We start from the raw sequence: 22,798 nt of genomic DNA, 5'->3' as shown, positions 1-22,798 counted from the left end.
ACGGTATATAACTTACTAAGCGATTACTAGTTTGCGCGAAGCGATATAGCGATATCTCATATTAAGTAAGATAGAAGAACTTAATAGACCAAGGGTAAGCCCATACCATACTCCTTTAATTCCCCATTGCAATACTATCCCCATGAAATAACCTACCGGAAGCCCGATGATCCAGTAGGAGATAAAGGTAATCAATGTAGGTACATTGACATCGCCCATACCTCTCAAAATACCGAGTCCAACCACCTGTGTCCCGTCAAACAACTGAAAAAGTCCAGCAACCAATAATAGCTGTGCCGCGAGCTGTATCACATCTGCATCTTTACTGATGAGGTACGGTAGCTGTTGATTAAAAACCGCAAATAGTATTGCGGTACAGATCATAAAGAGTAGAACCAAATGGTAGGAAACTTTTGCGAATTTCTGTAGCCTTACAAATTTTCTATTCCCAAAACTATTTCCTACTTTGATCGTAGCGGCCGCAGCGACCCCACTAGCCATCATATAGGTCATTGATGCCAGTGTAATAGCCACTTGGTGTGATGCCTGTTCTAATGCACCTATTTTTCCTGCGATGAGCGATGCACCTGCAAAAGCCCCTATTTCAAAGACATACTGCATAGCGACAGGTGTTCCTATTTTGAGAATTGAGGTAACTCTTGCTTTCTGCACAGAGAAAAACTTAAAATGAATGATATAACTTTTAAAGTGTTTGGATCGTAATACATAGAACATCATGACCAACATCATGAGTATGCGATCGATAAGTGTAGCAATACCCACTCCACGGATTCCCATAGGAGGGAAGCCAAACATCCCTTTAACTAATATAATGGCAAGTACAACATTCAGTACGTTTCCCCATATCGTAACCTGCATCGCTTGTTTTGTAAAACCCAATCCCTCGGCAAATTGCTTGAAGGTATTGAACGTCATCAACGGTAATATGGATAAACTGAGTAGGAGAAGATAAGGTTTGGCTTCATTGACCACCTTTGGATCTTGGTCTGCGTGCTGCATCGCAAACATAGAACCAAAGTAAACGATACAAAATAGTAAAATACCGGAAACTATATTTATCCAAAAACTATTGGATAGTAGTTTGCTACATTCTTCTTTATTTGATTTTCCATTTTCCTGTGCAATCAATGGAGTCAGTCCATAAGCAATGCCAAGTCCTATTACAAGTACCACCATAAATACAGAGTGGGTCAGAGAGACAGCAGCAAGGGATATGGTTCCAGCAAAATGTCCAACTATCATTGTATCCGCAGTCTGAACCAGCGTGTGTCCCAGTTGAGAAATAACAACAGGACCGGCTAATGCCATTGTACTTAGGTAGTAAGAGCGATTATTTTTTATATTTTGGAACATGTTTTTTGAACTAGTCTGCAAAGGTACGAAAGTTTGAAGGGAAAAATATGCTGGCGAATGTGTCTAAATAATTACAACTAGCTATTGATGTAAAAAGATAATACACTTACCTTAGCTTTTCTAAAGTTTTAACGTTATGACATTAGCATTTTTGAATATTGGTACGCAGGAGATGATTTTAATAGTAATCGTAATACTATTATTATTCGGAGGAAAGAAATTACCAGAGTTAGCTAGAGGCCTAGGAAAAGGTATTCGTGAGTTTAAAGACGCTTCTGAGGGAATAAAAAGAGAGATTTCAGATCAAATCAATAATTTTGAAAAGGATTTAGATGTTACAGTCGAAGATAAGCCTCAAACAAATGTTCCCAAGACAGAAGATACAGTTGTAAATACAGCTGAAGGTTCTTCGGAAGATCAGACTATTGCCGAAACTGAGGGCGAAAAGAAATTTCCACAGTTTTCCGCTCCGGAGAACACTTACCAGCACAATCCTGGTGGTCATCCCGTTGATGATACCGAATACTATAAGTATGGTTACAATGACCATGTTTCTAGCGAAGATACTACGGTAGAGTCTGTAGAAACAAAAGAAGGACAATCTAAAAACGGCGAAGAAGAATCTCCAGCAACAAACTCTCCTTCAAGACAAGCTTAAGAACACACATTTTAATTATATGGAAAGCTGTTGAAACATAGGTTCAACAGCTTTCTCTTTCTTATTTGATTATTCCCAATTTATGTTACACGAAATTATTATTTCGAATGAGCTGTCACTCACTGATCGACAGGTAAGAACAACTATCGAGCTTTTGGATGAAGGCGCTACTATCCCCTTTATTTCACGCTATCGAAAAGAGTTAACAGGTAGTCTAGATGAGGTGCAGATCACTGCTATTCGTGATCGAATTCAACAATTACGTGATTTGGATAAGCGTAGGGAAGCTGTTTTGAAATCTATTGAAGACCAAGGTAAGCTCACTCCTGAGCTCGCACAGCAGATCAATGCGGTGGGTACTATGGCCGCTTTGGAGGACATCTACTTACCCTACAAGCCAAAGCGCAAAACTAGAGCATCGATGGCTCGGGAGAAAGGTTTACAGCCTCTGGCGGATTTTTTATTGGAGCAATCAGCTGGCGATATCGAGGCACAGGCCGAACAATATATCAATGCGGAGCTTGGTGTTAATACTGTCGAAGAAGCCTTTGCTGGGGCTAGAGATATAATCGCAGAGACCATCGCAGAAGATGCTGAAGTAAGAGCATGTGTACGTAAGTTGTTTTTGGATAAAGGACATTTTGTCTCCCGTGTTGTGCCAGGTAAAGAAGAGCAGGCATTGAAGTATAAGGATTATTTCGAATGGAATGAATCTTTGAGCAGTGCGCCCTCACATCGTGTCCTAGCTATGCGTCGTGGTGAAAAAGAAGAATTGCTTTATCTCGATATCGAAGTCGATGAACAAGAAATATTACCTCGTGTAGAAAAGATATATATTAAAGGTAATAATGAAGCCTCTAAACAAGTGGAGTTAGCTTTGTTAGATGGTTATAAGCGTTTGTTGAAACCATCTATGGAGACTGAGGTCCGGGTGTTGACCCGCCAAAAGGCAGACGAGGAGGCTATCAAAGTTTTTGCAGACAATGTAAGGCAGCTATTATTAGCCGCACCATTGGGACAGAAGCGCCTATTGGCGATAGATCCAGGATTCCGTACGGGATGTAAGACCGTGGTATTGGATGCGCAGGGCAACCTATTGGAAAATACCGCTATTTTCCCACATACCGGAGCTGGCGGAAGTATCGAAGCGGAGAAAACAGTACAACATTTGGTTCGTAAATACGATGTCGAAGCTATTGCAATAGGCAATGGGACTGCTGGCCGTGAGACCGAAGATTTCGTTCGTAAACTTAATTTGTCTGGCGTGACCCTAGTGATGGTCAATGAAAGTGGAGCATCTATTTATTCTGCATCGGAGACAGCCCGCGAAGAGTTCCCGGACTATGATGTAACCGTGCGCGGAGCCGTATCTATCGGACGACGACTAATGGATCCTTTGGCAGAGCTGGTTAAGATAGATCCTAAATCAATTGGTGTCGGACAGTACCAACATGACGTAGATCAGAATAAGTTACAATCAGCGTTGGACGATACTGTTATTTCCTGTGTTAATGCAGTAGGCGTAGAATTGAATACTGCCTCAAAGCAGATTTTAGCGTATATCTCTGGCTTAGGCCCATCGTTGGCGCAGCAGATTGTAAATTATAGAAAAGAGAATGGCCCTTTCGGTTCTAGACGTGAACTCAAAAAAGTACCACGTTTGGGGGATAAAGCATTTGAACAAGCTGCAGGTTTCTTACGTATCCGTAATGGACAGCACCCTCTAGACTCATCAGCAGTGCATCCTGAACGGTATAATCTCGTCGAGCAGATGGCCAAAGATTTAGGTGTAGAGGTTGGGGAGCTGATGACCGATGCGCAGCTGAGAAAGCGTATCGATTTAAAAAAATACATTAGTGATGAGGTAGGTCTACCGACCTTAAATGATATTCTAGCAGAACTTGCCAAACCAGGATTGGATCCACGCGAGCAATTTGAAGCATTTTCTTTTACAGAAGGTATAAACGCGATCAAGGATCTTAAAGTCGGTATGAAATTACCTGGAATCGTTACTAATATTACCAATTTTGGCGCATTTGTAGATATCGGCGTACATCAGGATGGTCTCGTACATCTCAGCCAGTTGGCCAATCACTTTGTGTCAGATCCACATGAGATTGTAAAAGTACAACAGAGCGTTATGGTAACAGTTACCGAAGTTGACGAGCGGCGTAACCGTATTGGCTTGTCTATGAAAACAGAAGACAAAGCCCCTCGCAAACGTACAGATAAAAGAGAACAGAAGGCTCCTGAGACGGATATGGCCTCTAAGTTGGCAGCATTGGCCAGTAGATTTAAATAACAATAAAAGCTCTCCAGATGGAGAGCTTTTATATTTTAGTTTATGATCCAGTGTATGAAGAAAGTATTGTTTTTTTCGTGTTACCCTTACAATTGTTCGCCTGTTCGAGTTATGAATTGAAGTGTCTACTAAAATTGTATAGTTAGTTTATGTCTGTTTTTTCTGATAGAATACAATTTAAATACCCTTGGAGAAGTTATCAAAAACGTGTTTTGGATGCGTTGGATGAGCATCTAAGTGATGAGCATCTTCATGTGATAGCCCCACCTGGATCAGGGAAAACTGTTCTGGGCCTAGAGGTTATGTTACGAATTGGAACTCCTACCTTAATACTGGCCCCTACTATTGCTATCCGAAATCAGTGGATTCAACGTTTTTGCGAGTTGTTCCTACAGGAAGATAATGAGCCCGATTGGATTACTTGTAGTATACACGAACCAAAACTAATTACAGTTGCCACTTATCAAAGTTTGCATGCCGCTTGTGACAATAAAAAAGAAGAGCTAATAGTCGTAGACTATACACACGAGTATGACGTCATTGAGCGTAAGAAATCAAACTTTCTGAATCTCGGTAAGGTCGTTTAGGGTCTCAAGGCTGCAGGTGTAAAGACCATTGTTGTGGATGTAGCCCATCATTTGAAAAGTGAATGGTGAAAGACCCTTTCTAAATTGTTCTTTATGGAGACCTCAACTCAGGTTTTAGGCAAATTTATGAGAATAAGCCTAGGACAATCAGCAGGCTATGCTATAATGGGAATGTTTGGAGTCGCGACAGTTTTCTATGGAAGACAGACTGTCCGGTCTTTTCAGTATTACCACAAGTATAGAGACATCACCAAGGACATCTATCAAATTGGAAATGCATTATTAATGACCGTATGTAAAGCCCAACTGTTTCATACACCGATTGATGAGTTGAAGGTGCTGACTTTTGGAGATGAAGACGGTAATGTCTATTGTCATATGGAGGGTGGAACAGCTTATGAACAGTCCCGCTTTATTCAGATGATCCAAGAAATTGTCAACCCTGTTGATGAGCCTCGATTTATCATCGTAAGAAAGAGTAAGGTATTAGGCCTTTTCAATCAGCAGGACTATCATGCAGTACCCGTAGTGTTGGGCAAAAAAACGGCATTGGCGACCGATTTTTTGAATAATTGGCAGCAGCAGGTGGGTGACGCAGATCTGTATTATACCAAAACCTTTGCGGGCAGACAGATATTGTTGAGGTCACGGTTTAATGCTTTAGCCAATCAATTTGCGGAAGATAACAAGGTTCAAGCTGTCAGTATTTGGCGCTAAATCTAAAAACTACTTATCTTTTTTTTTCGTTTCTTCTTTTGGCTTTTGTTCCTTACGGTAGCCCCAGTTCCACATTTTTTTCCAGAATTCCTGGAATGTGTCAAACTCCTGACGGTATACCACCCCAAAGGCACTGATATACTCCCCTTCATTCATCCGTATCAGGAAGTTTCGCGTGTAAGGTCTATTATATGCTCTCAAGATAAGATTGCCGTCTTTTCGTAGTCTATAGGTCAGCTCCGCATCTGTGGTTATTCCCTCCCTAAAGAAGGTAAGGTCATTGGCTTGATAGTTGGTTCGATCCGTAATCCCTCCAGTTAGAATGAGGCGATCGTTCAATAGTCTTACCGAAGCAGATGCATCATTGAAAGACCGGATGTTTAGATCGAAGAAGTTTACATTGAGCGATTGAGAGATGATATTGTTCAGTTGGTTGAATGCAATTTCTGTTCCCGCAGATAGTAACGTACTGTTGACCTCTTTTCCAATTTCACTCGTCGAGTTGGGCGTAAAACTACGTCTCACGATCAGACTTAGTGCCTGTTGGTTGACGTTGTTGATATCACTTAAATAGCTCTGAAGTTGGTCTTTTATATAAGGGTTTTGCGGAAAATTAAGGTCGAAAGTAATGTCTGGCTGTTCCAGAGTGCCTTTTATTAACATATCTGCCTGAGCGAGTACGCGTTCATCATCTCCGGTTCTTCCAGCAGCATTATAGAGTGGTCCGATAGCCGTTCTTTGCTGGTATATTGCAGTTAGGTTTATGTTTGCTTCACTCGGGTTACCTGTCCAGCGGATAGTCCCACCTTCTTTAATGTCAAAGTATTTATTGATAAAGTCTTGTGCTGTAAAGTGGAATTTTCCAGTGTTGACGGTGTAATCGCCAAACATTTCGAAATCTCCCAAGGAGGTTATCTTCATGCCAATTTCTCCCAGTCCATTTCCTTTTAACGAACCTGGGTTCGTCTGAAGATTGATTTCAGCGTCCGCTGTTAGACTGAAGTTCATATTCATCGTTATTCCTTTGAATAATGATTTTCGCTGTTGCTTTTCGTTTTCTGTGGAGTCTTTGCTGATGAAGTAGATAAAATCGCTATCCGATACCGTCATCGCACTGTTGAATGGAATGGTCAGTACCGTCCCTTTCTCCGATTTTGCATTGATATCAATGTCAATAGCGGAGGTATAGCCCTTAAAGCGGAATGTCCCCGTGGCATGCGCTGTACCGAAGTATTGATTGTTGTCCTTATAGGTCGTATTCAAAATCATAAAGTTCGTTCCATTGACATCTACATCAATATAGGGCGAAGCTAACTTAGAAAGGTTAATGATACCATTTGCCGTAGCGACTTGATTTTTGCTGTCCCGGATTTGCAGATTCTGCAACATAATAGCATTATTTTCTACCATTGCCATTTGATTGTCTACAAAATAGCGCGTCTTAAGGTAGTTAACCACAAATTGAGCATTGCTAAAACGGCCTACTCCTGTGATTTTCGGATTTTTGAACGTCCCTTTTATATTGACGTCCGCAGTTGATTTACCCTGTAGATCAGACACCAGGTTTTTAAGAAAGGGCTGAAATAGCATTAAATCAGTTTCATTGAGTTTTCCTGACAGATTCAATGGTTCATTATCGTTGTAGAAATTGTAGGTTCCTTGAAGATTAACCCCTCTATTTCGCTCGTCCATAAGTGCCATATCGACGTTTGCTGTACCGATATTAGGATCAAAATCCGCTTTCAGATTTAATTGGCCGATAGGTAGACCATTATATATGATGGGTGTTGTGGATATGTTGCCTGAAGCAAAGGGGGTTTTAAAGAGTGAAGTTATTTCGACCTCACCACTGAGAAAACCACTGAGCTCAATACCTAAAGGACTCGTTATACCATGAAGAGAAGTCAAGCTGAATTTATCGAATTGAACATTTATTTTGTCGTTTTCGTTAGACAGAATACCGTTCAGTTTGATACGTTGCTGCGCTTGACTTAGGATGAGGTTGGAAATATAAAATTTCCCCTTAGAAACTCGCATAGCGGCATTATCGTTAAGTTGCCAAGATTCCTTATTGATGATAATAGAGGAGGGCTTAAACTTAATATAAGCAGGTGCATTATGTGCAAAATGTATGTTCCCGTTTAGGTCTAGGTAGTTGATAGCATTTTTTTCAGACATGCGAACGTTAAATAATAGGCTGTCATTTGCTAATACATTACGGATGACGATATTATTGATATAGGTGCTGTCGCCTAGGCTCATTCGGTCGGCTAGTACATCCAGGGAAAACGCTTTGTCGTCTGCATTCTCCTTAATTGAAAGATTGGTTAGTTTGACCCCTTTATAAAGCACTGATGGGCTGAAAGCGACAAATTGAGCAGTGTATTGTTCTGAAGAGAATATCGCAGTTAGATGGGCTCCGTCATGTAGGCTGAGCGAAGGATCTAATAGTGCCGCTATAGGTGTAAACGATTTTATATGAATGTCCAGATTAAAGTCTTGTGGATTGTAGGGATGTGTATCTATACCTATGGCTGGAGCATAACGCATGGCTAATGACTTGAAATAGGGGACTATAGTATTTAAATCAATAACTCCGACCATTTTCGCATCCAATATATCGGAATTTAGCATTAATGACCTGTCACTTTCAGTTCCTTCAGCTTTGAATTGGAGTGATTTGATGTTGAAATTACCTTTTATCGTGGATAACTGGATCGCCGTTGCGTCCAGGTGTCCTGTCAGTGTATTTAAGGAATTTCCAATTAGATTCGTATTGATATGAGCACCATGTATTGCCACACTATCCTTATCGATAAAGCCCAGTTTATTTAGATTGGCATAGTGGATTTCGGTATCGAGTAGATAGCTCGGGGATTCCTGTTTCCAATCAAGAGTAGACTGGTAGTCTATAGTCAGGTTCTCATCTGCTACATTTCCATTTATTTCCAGTATTTTATCTTTAAGCGAGGCATTGACTGAAATTTGATCATAGGAATAATTTAGTAACTTACTGTTGCTTAGTTTTCCTGAAAACTGTAACAGTAGCTCTTCCATATTTAACCCCTGTCCTTTAAAATCGAGTTCGAATCCGGTATTGCCTACCGTATTAATAGCTAGTAAAGTTCCAACATTCAGTTGCTTCGAAGACAGCTGTCCTTTATATTTGAGTTCCTTTTTTAGGTTGATATTACTTTTCGTGATAATATTTCCAATTGCAGTGTTGAAATTACCATCCACCAAAAAGTCGTTGTAGAACCCATCAAACCTACCTTGGAATGTTGTTTGTTGAAATTGATGTATTTGTTCAGGTAAAACAAATTCCTTCTTGTTTGCGAGTTGAGAAACGAGCAATTCGACATCTTTCGGAGATGTCTGCAATTTTGCTAGTTGGACTTTAAATAGTGTCTTGTCGATATCGGGTAGGCCCTTTATCGAGAGATTGCCTTTTAGTTCTGTGTTTTTCCCTGTAGATAGATGCACGTTTCGGGCATCGATATTGGATACTGTACCTTTTAGAGATGCCTGGTGTACATTGGTTTTAAAAACCACGTAACGCATGGTCGGAGCAAAGTACTCGATATCCTTCGAATCAACGGAGGCATTTTTTAGATTACTCGTTATTTTTACATCAGTTATAAATTCCGAGAAATCCCCTATTTTGTCGTATTCAAAGCAGACGTAATCCTGTACGACTGAACGATTAGTCTTTAAGAGCAGGTTTTTAAACTCCATCTTTTTTGCACCATAGGAAGCCGAGGCGTCCAGCTGTTGGATAAATAAACCTGACCTTTCACGGAGCGTAAATCCTGAAATATCTGCCGCTATTACGGAGTCAATTTTGATTTTATCCAATACAGCCGAAAATTCGGTAATATCTAGATTGGCAAAATCTACTCCTTTATTATGTCCTTTGAAATTATAGTTGCGTAATTTGAAATGGTTGTTTACAAAGGTTGCTTTCTCCAGTCTGAGGTCAATCTGTTTCTTTTTCTGTGGTTTCTTGTCTTTTTTGGGGCTAAAGTATTTTGCTATGGAAGAGAAATTTGAACTGTCTTTATACAATTCGATATTAACAAATCCTTCTTTGAGGGTCAGTTCTTCTACGGCTATCTTATTGTTAAAGATTTGCGTTAGTGATATACTGGCCGAAAGCTCATTTGCGGCGAGTATTGGTACACCGTGACTGTCTTTGACATTGAATCCTTTTATGGTGATTGAAGAAAAAGGTTTAAAATATACATAGTCTATTGTAATGTCGCTGTTCAGCTCGTTTGATAGGTAAGTTGCCACCTTCTTTGAGACATAGGTTTGTACAGACTGAAATTGAAGGGATAAAACAGCAAGAACAACTAGCAAAAGGATACTAGCGAGAGTTATTAGCGTTATTTTTAGTATTTTTTTGATACTTTTGTATTTTAAAATTACTTCCTCAAATGGCAATTATCCTCGGAATAGAATCTTCTTGTGATGAAACTTCAGCCTCCATCTGTATAGATGGTGAAATTAAGTCAAATATTATTGCGAGTCAAGCAATTCATGCGAAATATGGCGGTGTAGTTCCTGAATTAGCATCGAGGGTACACCAACAAAATATAATACCGACCGTAGACCAAGCAATAATACAGGCCAAAGTTACAAAAAATGATATAGATGCGGTTGCTTTTACAAGAGGACCAGGGTTATTGGGTTCATTATTGGTCGGTACCTCTTTTGCGAAGTCCTTTGCTCTTGCGCGTCAGATTCCACTGATTGAAGTCAACCATATGCAAGCGCATATTCTAGCTCATTTTATTGATGATCCTCGCCCCTCTTTTCCTTTTTTATGTTTGACTGTTTCGGGGGGACATACCCAGATTGTATTGGTCAAGGATTATTTTGATATGGAGTTGATCGGACAGACATTGGACGATGCCGCAGGGGAAGCTTTCGATAAGACTGCAAAGATATTAAACCTGCCTTATCCAGGAGGGCCATTGATTGACAAGTATGCACAGTTGGGCGATCCAAAAGCATTTAGTCTTCCCGAGCCTCAGATACCGGGATTGGATTTTAGTTTCTCCGGACTTAAGACCGCCATACTCTATTTAGTGCAACGTAAAGTGGTTGAAAATCCCTCTTTTTTGGAAGAATATAGAGATGATGTATGTGCGTCTGTACAGGGGCGTATTGTGTCTATTTTGCTGAATAAGCTCAAGAAAGCGGCGAAGCAGACGGGGGTAAAGAATATTGCAATAGCTGGTGGCGTATCTGCCAATTCGGGATTACGCACAGAGCTATTAGCAATGGGGGAGCGTTATAAATGGAATGTATTCATCCCCAAATTCGAATACTGTACAGATAACGCAGCGATGATTGCCATCGCTGGTTATCATAAATATCTTAAGAAAGATTTTGTAGGCCAGGACATCGGACCGTTGGCTCGGATGCCCATTGGATAATCTATCGTTAAGGGTTAAATACCAAAAGAATAAATAGAACGAATAGGACAATATGCATGACACCCAGGATAGGGGACGTGCGTTTGCCTAAGAAACTCATCAGACTCAATAGGAGTGTTATAACGAATAAAATCGTCTCTGTCGCGGTAAGTCCTAATGCAACGGTCTTACCCGTTATTAAACCGATGATAAGTACGGAGGGGATTGTAAGTCCTACTGTCGAGACAAAAGCCCCGTGACAAAGATTGATCGCCCGTTGAAACTCATTGTTCAGCGCAGCTTTTACGGCTGTCATCGACTCTGGGGTAAATACGATAATCGCAATTAGAATACCGCCCAAGAGTGGAGGAAGATTGGTCGTTTTGATTCCATAGTCTACCACACTAGCCATATGATGTGATAGCAATACAATAGGGAGTATTATCGTGATGAGCAACATGCTGCGTATTATGATTTCCTTTTTATCCACATTGCCTCCATTACTTTCCTCTTCATTAGTCCTTAGGTTCCTGTCTTTATAGCGGATTTCCATCTGTCCCTGCCACGGTTGCAGATAAAGGTGTCTATAGCCTTTCATCTGGTAGGCAAGAAAGAACGTATACAGTATGATGATAAGACTAGATATGCCGATCGCCTGCACATTGGAGAAAATGCCATTTCCAGCACCTTGGATAAAGTTTGGTAGTAGCATCGATATCCCAGACAGCATGATGATCATGGATAGATAGGTCATGGTTCCTTGCGCATTGTACTCCTGTTCCCCATACTTCAATCCACCGAATAATAGACATATCCCAACAACGAGATTCATGATAATCATCATTACCGAAAAAATAGAATCTTTGGCAATTTCTGCGGATTCACCTGGGCCTAACATTACTGCCGAGATGAGAATAACTTCTATAGAGACGATAGATAGTGTTAGTATCAGTGTACCATAGGGCTCGCCTAGCTTATGGGCCAATTCATCAGCTTCCTTGACCACTCCAAATGAAGAGTATATAATCGTGCTTAGTAGTAAGACAAATAATACCGTTCCACTCGTTGGACTTAACTCCTGATTGAAAGTATGTCCGAAAAGACTAAATATTAGGACGACGAGCCAAATAATGACTAATCTGATTATTGTCTTTTTTGAAAGAATAGCGCTCATAGTTGCTTCTGATATATATAGTATTGACATTACAAAAATCGGCTTTATAATAGTAATAAATTTTTACATATGTTAAAAATCAGTTTTACAGATATCATATTTTCGTTTGAAGCGGTGTTGGTCTTAAAAAATATAGAGTAATAAAAAAGGGGTGAAATTTATTTCACCCCTTTTTTATATTATTGTTGAAAGTCTATTTATCTCCTAATACTTTTGTTACCAATTCAGCAGCTTCTTTCAATAAGATTGCTGAGTAAACCTGTAACCCAGATTCGTCGATTAATTTTTTCGCTTCTGCTGCATTTGTACCTTGAAGACGTACGATAATTGGCACTGGAATGTTACCGATTTCGTTGTAAGCATCAATTACACCCTGTGCTACGCGATCACAACGTACGATACCACCAAAGATGTTAATTAAGATAGCTTTTACGTTAGGATCTTTCAAAATTATGTTAAAACCAGCTTTTACTGTTTCTGCATTTGCTGTACCACCTACGTCTAAGAAGTTTGCAGGCTCACCGCCAGCCAACTTAATGATATCCATTGTAGCCATTGCTAGACCAGCACCGTTTACCATACAGCCTACGTTACCATCTAATTTAACATAGTTCAAGTTAGATTCTCCAGCTTCAACTTCTGTTGGGTCTTCTTCTGTGATATCACGCATAGCAGCGATGTCAGCATGACGGTATAATGCGTTCTCATCTAAATTTACTTTAGCATCAACAGCCAATATTTTATCATCTGATGTTTTTAATACAGGGTTGATCTCAAACATAGAAGCATCGATTGAATCGTAAGCTTTGTATAAAGCAGCTACGAATTTAACCATGTCTTTATGTGCAGCACCTGTCAAACCTAGGTTGAAGGCGATTTTACGTGCTTGGAATCCTTGTAAGCCAACTTTAGGATCGATTTCTTCTTTGAAGATCAAGTGCGGAGTTTTCTCAGCTACTTCTTCGATATCCATACCACCCTCTGTAGAGTACATGATGATGTTGCGGCCTGTACCACGGTCTAACAATACAGACATGTAGAACTCTTTGGTTTCGCTATCACCAGGGTAGTAAACGTCCTGTGCAACGAGCACTTTGTTAACTTTTTTACCTTCAGGACCAGTCTGCGGAGTAACAAGTTGCATACCGATGATATCGGTTGCGCGCTGCAACACCTCATCATGGTTTTTAGCCAACTTTACACCACCACCTTTACCACGGCCACCTGCATGAATTTGTGCTTTAATCACAACCCAATCCGAGTTGAATTCTTCTTTCATTCTCTTAGCAGCTTCAACTGCTTGCTCAGGCGTTTCAGCAACGATTCCTTCTTGGACTCTTACACCAAAACTCTTAAGTATTTCTTTTCCTTGATATTCGTGAATGTTCATTGATAAAAAAATTTGACGTAAAAATAGGGTTTTTATTCGGAAGAGGCAAGGCTTTATTTTGAATCCCTAATTAAAGCAATATAGATAGGTAGCTGTTATAAAGCCATAGATTTTCATTCTTTTTAGTAAATTCGCCATATGATTCTTAAAGCAACAGATATTCATAAGTCTTTTGGTTCACTCGCTATCCTCAAAGGTGTTGATATTGAGGTGCAGCGTGGCGAGATTGTCTCTATTGTCGGCGCGTCAGGAGCTGGTAAGAGTACTTTTTTGCACATTATCGGTACATTGGATAAGGCAGATAAGGGGGAGCTCTTTATCAATGATACAGCCATACATACCCTTTCAGCCAACGAAATGAGTGCTTTTAGGAATAAACATATTGGCTTTGTGTTTCAGTTTCATCATCTGTTGCCCGAGTTTACGGCTCTAGAAAATATTTGCATCCCAGCTTTTATTAATGGGACTTCCAAACAGAAGGCTGAAGCAAAGGGGATGGAACTATTAGATATTTTGGGGGTGACGGAGCGCGCGCACCACAAGCCGAGCCAGCTGTCGGGAGGCGAGCAACAGCGCGTTTCCGTAGCACGGGCATTGATTAACAACCCTTCCTTGGTGCTAGCGGACGAACCCTCTGGGAACTTAGATTCCGAGAATGCAGCATCATTACATCAACTATTTTTTAATCTACGGGATTCGATGAATCAAACGTTTATTATCGTCACACACAACGAAGAGCTGGCCAGTATTTCAGACCGGACGATTCATATGCGAGACGGACTTGTTTACGGCTAGAAAACTACATGAAAAAACTTTTACTGACTTGTGCCACGCGCTCTTTTTCGATGCGTGTAGCGCAACAATTATCCGGAAAATTTGAATTGGTGTTGGCGACTTCTGATGAGGTGCCCGCTTTGTTCGGAAATCGATATCATAAAATACCAGAAGGAGTTAGTCCAACCTATGCACATGAAGTCCTTAAAACTGCCTTGGATTTTGGGTGTGATTACGTTCTGCCTCTGGATATAGATGAAATAGCTACATTGAGTAGCTCTTTAATTCTTTTCGAGGAATATGGAATTCGGGTCTTATGCCCTGGGATTAAAAATTTGAAGTCGCTTTCTGTTTTAGACAATCCAGCAAAGGAGCTTAAATTAAGTCTTTTTGTAGGAGGATATGATGTTTTGAGCGGTAGATCTGAGTCTGTTGACTTCAATGGTCTGGGCATGCTGTCCGACTCTGGGGATTCATTTATATTAGCAGTTTCCAAATGAAGTTAAGCGAAATTTCTTTTGATAAAGTACTTTATTTGTTCGAATTGGACGATGTGCTTTTTTCTAGACGTGATTATTTATTGCAGGTCTACTATCTGTTCGGTAGTTTTTATGAATTTACTGAAGGTGCTGCCAGGGCTAGTGATATGGCCGAATTTATGAAGAAAGTGTATGACTATCATGGTGAGGAAGCCGTGTTTCCGGCAGCAAAGTTGATGTTTGGAATCGATGATAAGTACGAGGTCAATTTGCAGCGCTTACAGGCTAATGCACAGCTTCCACTTAAGTTGATACTACCTGAAGCACAAGCCGATCTGTTGGTCCGACTGGTAGGAGAGAAAAAGCAGGTTGCGGTATTGACAAAAGGTAACCCTGTTGAGCAATTAAACAAATTGAAGTTTTTACAGTGGGGAAAGGCGGATTCGATCAAGCATCTGTTAAAAGTATTTTTTGTCGATGAGCTTGAGTTTAAATCTTTGGTGCCAATTGATTATATTGCATCAGAATATGGTATTGACAAAGAAGACGTTGTCTTTGTGGATGAAGGTATTTAGTCTAAAAATAATTGGAAATATATGAGGAGAATTGTTGCTTACATCACATTTTTAGTGTTATTAGCTAGTTTTGTTGGATGTAAAAAAGATCGAATTGAGCGCGACGAGGAAATTCCAAAAGTTGAAGATGTAGAAACGGATGAGAGTTTTATTAAAGATTCTACCCTCTACTATATGAAGCTTTTGTCTTTATGGCAGGAATACCTTATCCCTAGGAATGTTAACGATATTTCGACTCCATCTACTTTGCGATCGTTGACCAAAAAGTATGAAACAGCGGAAGATGTTCTAGACTTTTTGGTATCATTGACGCCAAATGATCCCAATACAAACAAACCTATTGATCGTTACAGTTTTCTAGATAGAGCAGGTGTGGTGAGTAGCGAGATACAAGATGCGGTGTCCACCAGTTTTGGGATGTCTGTGTTTTATCTACAGACACAGGAAGCTTATAATAATGGAAATAATGCCTATTTGTATGTTCGTATGGTTGATATCAATTCACCAGCCTATGTTGCGGGAATTCGACGAGGGGATCGTATATTGAGTATTAATGGTAACTCAAGGATTGATTACAATGTGCAAAAGGCAGAGGGTTTTAAGAGTATTAATGCCGCATTGTCATCTTCGTCGATAACGGTAAGGTGGCGTACGCCGACATCAATCGATACGGAAAAGATTATTGTAAGTAGTCAGTATAGACTTAATCCTATCCTGAGTAATAAGGTTCTCGAAGTTGAAGGTAGGAAAATTGGCTATTTGGCGTTTAGCTCATTCGTAAATATTATAAATAAAGGTGCTTATACACAGATGTATACAGATTTTGAGAAGGTGTTTAGAGATTTTGAATCGACTGGAGTTAATTCGCTAATTGTAGATTTGAGGTATAATGGGGGAGGGGCAGTAAATACAGCCGAATATCTAGCGGATAGGATTGTACCGATTTCAGCGGACAAAAAGCGAATGTACACTTGCAAAGTTAACAAAGTCTTGAGTGATGATTTTAAATGGACTGCACAAGACAGTGCTTTCGGTCCAGTAAATTTTCAGAAAAAGGGCAATTTGAATCTTGGTACTGTTTATTTTTTGGTGACAAAGTCAACGGCTTCTGCTAGCGAGCTTTTAATCAATGTCTTGAAGCCATATATGAATGTGCAGGTTATAGGTTCTGAAAAGACTTACGGTAAGCCGGTCGGCTTTTTTGGAATTCCTATTGAAAGAGGTAAAGAAAAGGTGGAGATTTATGCGACATCTTTTCAGATGTTTAATGCGGATGCTTTTGGTGATTATTTTGGCGGATTGGCATTAAACAAGACCACCAGAGAGGATTTTTTGAAAGATTTTGGAGATCCACAAGAGGGCTTCATTGCTGAAGCAATTCTTCATATCACGAAGGGTTATTATTCAACCGCTACAAAATCAGCTATTGCAACTGCCGATAGGATCCGTAATGAGAATAGTAGGAATATCATGAACGTAAATAAAAGGGTCAGTGACCTAGGTATGTTTAAGTTTAATGAGGAAACTTTGCGGTTAAAAGAATAAAGTTATCTTTGGGTATGAGGAGGTTTATTATAAATAGAATTGTGTCATGACGAAGTTGAACAAACCGACTACGATTAAAGAAATAGCAAGAAAACTAAAGATATCACCGTCTACGGTATCAAGAGCCCTCAACGATCATCCCAGTATCGGATTGGTCACGACAATGCGGGTAAAAAAAATGGCCGAAGAGTTGAATTATGAACCCAATCAGACGGCTATATTTTTTAAGCAACGAAAAACGTTTACAATAGGAGTGGTTCTGCCTACTTTATCAGAGCCTTTTTTCTCTTCGGCAATCAGTGCAATTGAAGCTGTAGCAGAAGATAGGAAATATACGGTGCTATTGGGACAATCATTGGACGATGCTAATCGGGAGAATCAAATTATTACTACATTTAAGAAGCATCGTGTCGATGGAATATTGATGTCATTAGGCAAAAATACGACTGACTTGAGTTTTGTAGATATCCTAGCAAGTTCGCAGATACCCATTGTTTTTTTTGACTGTGTACCTGAATCTGCTGCTGTAAATCGGGTTTACTGTAATCTAGCTTCCGGTATGGAGGAGGCAATTGAGGCTTTTGTCTCTAGAGGACATAAGAATATAGCGCTGATTAATGGTCCCGAAACATTGTTGGCAGCAACAGAACGAACATCTTCATTTCGTGAAGCTCTGCGAAAACAGGGTTATGAATATAACGAAAAATATGTAGTACATACCGACCTTACGGAAGAAGGAAATCACATCGCGATGGAACAATTATGTGTGTTGCCTGAGCGCCCATCTGCGATAGTTTCTTTTAATGATTATGTTACCTTAGATGTTATACGGTACGCACGTAGTAAGGGGATTGGTGTAGGTCAGGATATGCACTTTATAAGCTTTGCTAATTATCCGCTTTGGAAGTATATGGAAAATCCTCCTTTAGCAAGTATAGAACAATATCCCGATGAGCAGGGAAGGAAGGCCGCAGAGATACTTTTTGATATCCTCGATAACAGTGATAAAATAGGACTTCAGGAGATTGTGTTTCCATCCAAGTTGGTGTTCAAATAAAAAAAAGGCAGATTATTAATAATCTGCCTTTTTTTTTATTTGTAAAAAACTATAGGTGAATCACTTCTCCGTATGCATCAGCGGCAGCTTCCATAATAGCTTCGCTCATCGTTGGGTGCGGGTGTACTGATTTAATCATTTCATGACCTGTAGTCTCTAACTTACGAGCGACAACAATTTCTGCTATCATTTCAGTAACGTTAGCTCCAATCATATGTGCACCTAAAAACTCACCATATTTGGCGTCAAAGATTAGTTTTACGAAACCGTCTTTAGCGCCTGCTGCTGAAGCTTTACCTGAAGCTGAGAAAGGGAATTTACCAACTTTAACTTCATATCCAGCTTCACGTGCAGCTTTCTCTGTGTATCCAACAGATGCAATCTCAGGAGAACAATAAGTACATCCAGGGATGTTGTTGTAATCAATCGGCTCTACATGTAGACCTTTGATTTTCTCCACACAGGTTATACCTTCTGCAGAAGCTACGTGTGCTAGAGCTTGACCTTTTACGATATCACCTATTGCATATACACCGTCTATATTTGTTTTGTAGTAGTCATCTACCAATACGCGACCTTTATCTACTTTTACCCCAACTTCTTCTAGACCTAAGTTTTCAATGTTAGGTGTTATACCCACAGCCGAAAGTACGACTTCAGCTTCGATTACTTCCGTACCTTTAGCCGTTTTGATGCTTACTTTAGAAAGCGCTCCGCTTGTATCAACAGACTGTACTTCAGATTTTGTTAATATATCGATTCCTGCTTTCTTCAGTGATTTTTCTAGTTGTTTAGATACTTCTTCGTCTTCAACAGGGACGATTCTGTCCATAAATTCTACGATAGTTACTTTAGTACCCATTGCATTATAGAAATAAGCAAATTCAACACCGATTGCACCAGAACCAACAACTACAAGCGATTTAGGTTGTGTTGGTAGGTTCATTGCCTGACGGTATCCGATGATTTTTTTGCCATCTTGCGGTAGGTTTGGCAATTCTCTCGAACGTGCACCGGTCGCTAGGATAGTGTGTTTTGCCGTGTATTCTTTAGTGCTTCCGTCTGCTGCTTTTACATCGATTTTACCACCTTTTTTAATTTTGGCAGTGCCCAATATAACATCAATCTTGTTTTTTTTCATCAAGAATTGTATACCCTTGCTCATACCGTCAGCAACACCGCGACTTCTTTTCACAACTGCACCAAAGTCTGCCTCTCCACCCTGTACTTTAATACCGTACTCTTCAGCATGGTTTAGGTATTCGAAAACTTGTGCACTTTTCAATAAAGCTTTGGTCGGTATACATCCCCAGTTCAAGCAGATGCCACCCAAAGCTTCACGCTCTACAACGGCAGTCTTAAAGCCTAGTTGAGCTGCACGTATGGCTGCAACGTAACCGCCTGGGCCACTTCCAATCACGATGATGTCGTAGTTCATATATTTTCTGTATTTATATTAAACAATTTGCTATCAAAAATACGTTTTTTTATTGAAAGTATCGGTATTATTGGCTGCTGTTTCAGTTCTTTTGGCTTCTAAAGACCGTATTTGAAGGTGCTCCATACTTTATCTGACAATTAAATGGTAATGAATAAAAACATGAGATCCAGAGGAATAGATTGTCAAAGGCCAGTCAATTCTATCAAATGATACCTTAGAGGTCAAAGATTGGTTTATTTTTGCTGAAAATAATTTATACCATGATACGTATTTTTCAGCAAGTTGCTCTTTGGGAGGCTATTTCCACGATTATTCTATTCTTTATTGCTATGCCTATTAAGTATGTTTTACATCACTTTATGGAAGTTCCTGATGATATAAGAAACGGTGCAGTTCGTATTGCTGGGTCTATTCATGGTTTCTTGGTGGTATTGTTTGTGATACTTTTGCTTGCCTGTTGGCAGACTTACAACTGGAAGTTTTCGAGAGTGGTCAAGTACTTTGTGGTATCATTGATTCCTGTCGTTTCTTTTTGGGTCGAACGCGATGTTAAGAAGGAAATAGCTGCTCCCCAAAAGGTGGTTTAAATAAGATATACCTATTTTACAAAGGATGTTACGATGATCCGTCCTTTGTAAATTTGTCTACACTCATATAGGCATAAGTGATTTCTGTTTTGCCATGAGGTGTTGGTGTACCTTCAGCATCGAGGTTGACAAAAACCAGTTTATCAATAGATAGTATCGTTTTTCTGGTTATTTTATTTCTTACCTCGCATCGCATAGTAATGGAGGTCCTTCCAAATTCTGAGGCGGTTATTCCCAGTTCGATGATATCCCCTTGTTTCGCTGAGCTGACAAAGTTTATCTCTGAAATAAACTTCGTAACCACATGTGGATTTCCTAATTGTACAATAGCGTAGATTACCGCTTCTTCGTCAATCCATCGCAATAGTGTACCACCAAACAAAGAACCGTTGGGATTCAAATCCTCAGGTTTTACCCATTTTCGTGTGTGAAAGTTCATAGGCGTAAAATTAAGCTAAGTTTTTATAAAGGAAAAATGCCTTTCGCCTATGTCCGTGTTATTGAACGGTTTTAGCAAAAGGCATTTCTTTTGTTTTTCTAAGTTCTTCTAGGATTAAGCATGGATAGCTCTATTAGCCGTGGCGGCCAATGCAGCTTCTTTCAATGCTTCGGTAAACGTAGGGTGAGCATGACAGATTCTACCGATATCTTCTGCAGATGCTCTGTATTCCATCGCTACCACTGCTTCAGCAATCATGTCTGCCGCGCGTGGACCAATCATATGTACACCTAATACTTCGTCTGTCTCTGCATCTGCCAATACCTTAACAAATCCGTCTGTATCTCCAGATGCTTTCGCACGACCAGACGCTTTGAAAGAGAATGATCCTGATTTGTATTTTTTACCTGCTTCTTTTAATTGCTCTTCAGTCTGACCTACTGATGCTACCTCTGGCCATGTATAGACCACCCCAGGGATTAAATTGTAATCGATATGTGGTTTTTGTCCAGCGATACGCTCAGCAACATAGATACCTTCGTCTTCTGCTTTGTGGGCCAACATAGCTCCTTTGATCACATCGCCGATAGCATATACGCCTTCAACAACTGTTTCTAAATGATCGTTTACCGGGATTTTATTGCCTCTCTCTTCTGGAGTGATGCCAATGTTCTCTAAGCCTAGATCTTTTGTATAAGCTACACGTCCTACAGATACGATACAGTAATCACCTTCGAAAGAAACTGCCTGTCCTTTACTATCTTCAGCAGTAACAGTTACTTTTTTACCCTTTGCTGTTGCTCCAGTTACTTTGTGTCCCAAGAAAAACTCCATGCCTAAAGATTTTTTTAGAACACGTTGTAATTCTTTACCTAGACCACCATCCATTGTACTGATGATTGATTTAGCGTATTCAATTACAGATACTTTTGCACCTAAGCGAGCATAAACAGATCCTAATTCGAGACCGATTACTCCACCACCAATAATGATAAGGTGTTTAGGAACCTCAGAAAGGTTTAAGGCTTCTGTAGAAGTGATGATACGTTGTTTGTCGATAGGTAAGAATGGCAATGCTGTCGGTTTTGAACCTGTTGCGATGATTACATTTTTAGTTGTAAGTTCTTCTGTGGCACCGTCTTTTTTAGTAATTTTTATCGTGTTCTTATTGATAAAAGAACCTACACCTTCGTACGAGTCGATTTTGTTCTTTTTGAACAAATAAGTGATTCCTGCTGTATTTTGGGCTATAACATCATCTTTACGCTCGATCATTTTCTTAACATCTATTTTAAGATTGCTAAGGCTGATTCCATGAGTCGCAAAAGAATGAGCTGCATTGTGATAATGCTCTGAAGTATCAAGTAAAGCTTTGGAAGGGATACAGCCTACGTTAAGACAAGTTCCCCCAAACGTACTGTACTTTTCGATTACTGCAGTTTTTAGACCTAATTGAGCGCAACGGATAGCGGCTACATAACCGCCAGGACCACTACCTATAACTATAACATCGTATTGCATGATTGCGAATTTTAAATTTTGAGGCTAAGTTAAGACTTATCTCCAAGTAATTCCAAAATATTGAGTCAAAAAACCCTCATAAATAAAAAGGCACGAAACCGTGCCTTTTATAATTTATGAGGGAATGTAATATTATTCCGCTACGATTTTACCTTGCATTAATGCATAGTGTCCCGGGAAGCTACAGATATAGGTGTATACTCCTTTTTCCAAAGTTACAGAGATTTTGTCTTCTTCACCTGGGCCTAATAGTTTAGTGTGTGCTACGATAGATGACAATGCCGATTTAGGAATGTATTCGTTATCTGCCGCTGCTGCTGCTTCCCCGCCGAAAGTAGGGAGGTCCACCCCAGATTTTAATATTATCAGGTTATGGCCCATTGATTCTTTTGGCATTTTACCCACATTTTTCAATGTCAATTCCAAAGGTTCTCCTGCCTTTACACGGATCAATTCCGTGTTGAATTTCATTTGGTCATTACCTTCTACAGTCCAGTTGTTTGAAATCGTTACGTTTTCAATACCAGGTACCGTCTCTACAGTAGACTCCGATGCAGTCTCTTCCGTGTTGTTCTGCGTTGAACTTTCTGATTTGGTGTTGTTTCCTCCGCAAGCTGCTAAAGAGACAACTGCAGCTAGGACAGGGATAAAAAATAGTTTTTTCATTGAAATGTGATTAAATTAAAAGTACAAGCCCTTGGACTTTAAAATATGTCCTGACCATACTCGTTTCATTTGGTTTAACTAGATGGAGCTAA

At 39.9% G+C, this 22,798-nt stretch carries 19 protein-coding genes; 11 read left to right on the top strand and 8 right to left on the bottom strand.

The genetic code is table 11. From position 1 onward, the window contains the following. Positions 1–15 precede the first annotated feature (15 nt). Positions 16–1,329: an MATE family efflux transporter gene (locus JKG61_RS21495; RefSeq protein ID WP_237249569.1), complete on the bottom strand. Its 1,314-nt coding sequence runs from the start codon at positions 1,327–1,329 to the stop codon at positions 16–18. A 181-nt stretch (positions 1,330–1,510) separates the two neighbouring features. Here JKG61_RS21495 and JKG61_RS23205 point away from each other — a divergent pair, with 181 nt between their 5' ends. The 4 genes from JKG61_RS23205 (at position 1,511) to JKG61_RS21475 (ending at position 5,638) form a co-directional block, all read left to right on the top strand. Beyond that, positions 1,511–2,032, top strand: a complete 522-nt coding sequence (locus tag JKG61_RS23205) for a Sec-independent protein translocase subunit TatA/TatB (protein ID WP_202105069.1) — start codon at positions 1,511–1,513, stop codon at positions 2,030–2,032. Positions 2,033–2,114: 82 nt separating this feature from the next. Then, positions 2,115–4,334, top strand: coding sequence for a Tex family protein (locus tag JKG61_RS21485; RefSeq protein ID WP_202105068.1), 2,220 nt, complete (start codon positions 2,115–2,117; stop codon positions 4,332–4,334). A 149-nt stretch (positions 4,335–4,483) separates the two neighbouring features. Continuing rightward, positions 4,484–4,921 (top strand): DEAD/DEAH box helicase, encoded by a 438-nt coding sequence (locus JKG61_RS21480; RefSeq protein ID WP_202105067.1) that lies wholly within the window; start codon positions 4,484–4,486, stop codon positions 4,919–4,921. 93 nt (positions 4,922–5,014) lie between these two features. Then, a complete protein-coding gene (locus JKG61_RS21475; RefSeq protein WP_202105066.1) occupies positions 5,015–5,638 on the top strand; it encodes a hypothetical protein in 624 nt (207 codons plus the stop codon). A 9-nt stretch (positions 5,639–5,647) separates the two neighbouring features. Here JKG61_RS21475 and JKG61_RS21470 read toward each other — a convergent pair whose 3' ends face one another. Next, a complete protein-coding gene (locus tag JKG61_RS21470) occupies positions 5,648–9,997 on the bottom strand; it encodes a translocation/assembly module TamB domain-containing protein (RefSeq protein WP_202105065.1) in 4,350 nt (1,449 codons plus the stop codon). Between the two features lie 77 nt (positions 9,998–10,074). Between JKG61_RS21470 and tsaD the strand changes: the two genes are divergently transcribed. Further along, positions 10,075–11,079, top strand: coding sequence for a tRNA (adenosine(37)-N6)-threonylcarbamoyltransferase complex transferase subunit TsaD (gene tsaD, locus JKG61_RS21465; protein ID WP_202105064.1), 1,005 nt, complete (start codon positions 10,075–10,077; stop codon positions 11,077–11,079). A 7-nt stretch (positions 11,080–11,086) separates the two neighbouring features. Here tsaD and JKG61_RS21460 read toward each other — a convergent pair whose 3' ends face one another. After that, on the bottom strand, positions 11,087–12,262 hold the full coding sequence (locus JKG61_RS21460) for a calcium:proton antiporter (RefSeq protein WP_202105063.1): 1,176 nt from the start codon (positions 12,260–12,262) through the stop codon (positions 11,087–11,089). Positions 12,263–12,425: 163 nt separating this feature from the next. Then, entirely contained in the window at positions 12,426–13,622 is a 1,197-nt protein-coding gene (sucC, locus tag JKG61_RS21455) for an ADP-forming succinate--CoA ligase subunit beta (RefSeq protein WP_202105062.1), read from the bottom strand. A 141-nt stretch (positions 13,623–13,763) separates the two neighbouring features. On the opposite strand from sucC, the gene JKG61_RS21450 reads away from it, so the two are divergent. The 5 genes from JKG61_RS21450 to JKG61_RS21430 are packed head-to-tail and all read left to right on the top strand — an operon-like array spanning position 13,764 to position 18,052. After that, the gene (locus JKG61_RS21450; protein ID WP_202105081.1) at positions 13,764–14,417 is read left to right on the top strand and encodes an ABC transporter ATP-binding protein; all 654 of its coding nucleotides are present in this window, start codon (positions 13,764–13,766) and stop codon (positions 14,415–14,417) included. A gap of 8 nt (positions 14,418–14,425) precedes the next feature. Then, on the top strand, positions 14,426–14,896 hold the full coding sequence (locus JKG61_RS21445) for a hypothetical protein (protein WP_202105061.1): 471 nt from the start codon (positions 14,426–14,428) through the stop codon (positions 14,894–14,896). After that, positions 14,893–15,450, top strand: a complete 558-nt coding sequence (locus tag JKG61_RS21440; protein ID WP_202105060.1) for an HAD family hydrolase — start codon at positions 14,893–14,895, stop codon at positions 15,448–15,450. The genes JKG61_RS21445 and JKG61_RS21440 overlap by 4 nt, the downstream gene beginning before the upstream one ends. Before the next feature lie 21 nt (positions 15,451–15,471). After that, complete coding sequence (locus JKG61_RS21435) at positions 15,472–16,995, top strand: S41 family peptidase (protein ID WP_202105059.1); 1,524 nt, start codon at positions 15,472–15,474, stop codon at positions 16,993–16,995. A gap of 46 nt (positions 16,996–17,041) precedes the next feature. Next, on the top strand, positions 17,042–18,052 hold the full coding sequence (locus tag JKG61_RS21430) for a LacI family DNA-binding transcriptional regulator (RefSeq protein WP_202105058.1): 1,011 nt from the start codon (positions 17,042–17,044) through the stop codon (positions 18,050–18,052). A 49-nt stretch (positions 18,053–18,101) separates the two neighbouring features. Here JKG61_RS21430 and lpdA (JKG61_RS21425) read toward each other — a convergent pair whose 3' ends face one another. Then, positions 18,102–19,490, bottom strand: coding sequence for a dihydrolipoyl dehydrogenase (lpdA, locus tag JKG61_RS21425; protein WP_202105057.1), 1,389 nt, complete (start codon positions 19,488–19,490; stop codon positions 18,102–18,104). A gap of 263 nt (positions 19,491–19,753) precedes the next feature. Between lpdA (JKG61_RS21425) and JKG61_RS21420 the strand changes: the two genes are divergently transcribed. Beyond that, complete coding sequence (locus JKG61_RS21420; RefSeq protein WP_202105056.1) at positions 19,754–20,080, top strand: DUF3817 domain-containing protein; 327 nt, start codon at positions 19,754–19,756, stop codon at positions 20,078–20,080. A gap of 28 nt (positions 20,081–20,108) precedes the next feature. Here the strand turns inward: JKG61_RS21420 and JKG61_RS21415 are convergent, their stop codons facing one another. The 3 genes from JKG61_RS21415 to JKG61_RS21405 form a co-directional block, all read right to left on the bottom strand. Then, complete coding sequence (locus tag JKG61_RS21415) at positions 20,109–20,519, bottom strand: acyl-CoA thioesterase (RefSeq protein ID WP_202105055.1); 411 nt, start codon at positions 20,517–20,519, stop codon at positions 20,109–20,111. A 114-nt stretch (positions 20,520–20,633) separates the two neighbouring features. Further along, positions 20,634–22,040: a dihydrolipoyl dehydrogenase gene (lpdA, locus tag JKG61_RS21410; protein ID WP_202105054.1), complete on the bottom strand. Its 1,407-nt coding sequence runs from the start codon at positions 22,038–22,040 to the stop codon at positions 20,634–20,636. Between the two features lie 132 nt (positions 22,041–22,172). After that, on the bottom strand, positions 22,173–22,706 hold the full coding sequence (locus JKG61_RS21405; protein ID WP_202105053.1) for a plastocyanin/azurin family copper-binding protein: 534 nt from the start codon (positions 22,704–22,706) through the stop codon (positions 22,173–22,175). Between the last annotated feature and the right edge of the window lie 92 nt (positions 22,707–22,798).

Origin of the sequence: Sphingobacterium faecale (assembly GCF_016746095.1) — a bacterium.
GTDB classification, from domain to species: domain Bacteria; phylum Bacteroidota; class Bacteroidia; order Sphingobacteriales; family Sphingobacteriaceae; genus Sphingobacterium; species Sphingobacterium faecale.
The sequence above is the reverse complement of the archived record's forward strand: the minus strand, read 5'-3'. Positions and strand labels throughout refer to the sequence as shown.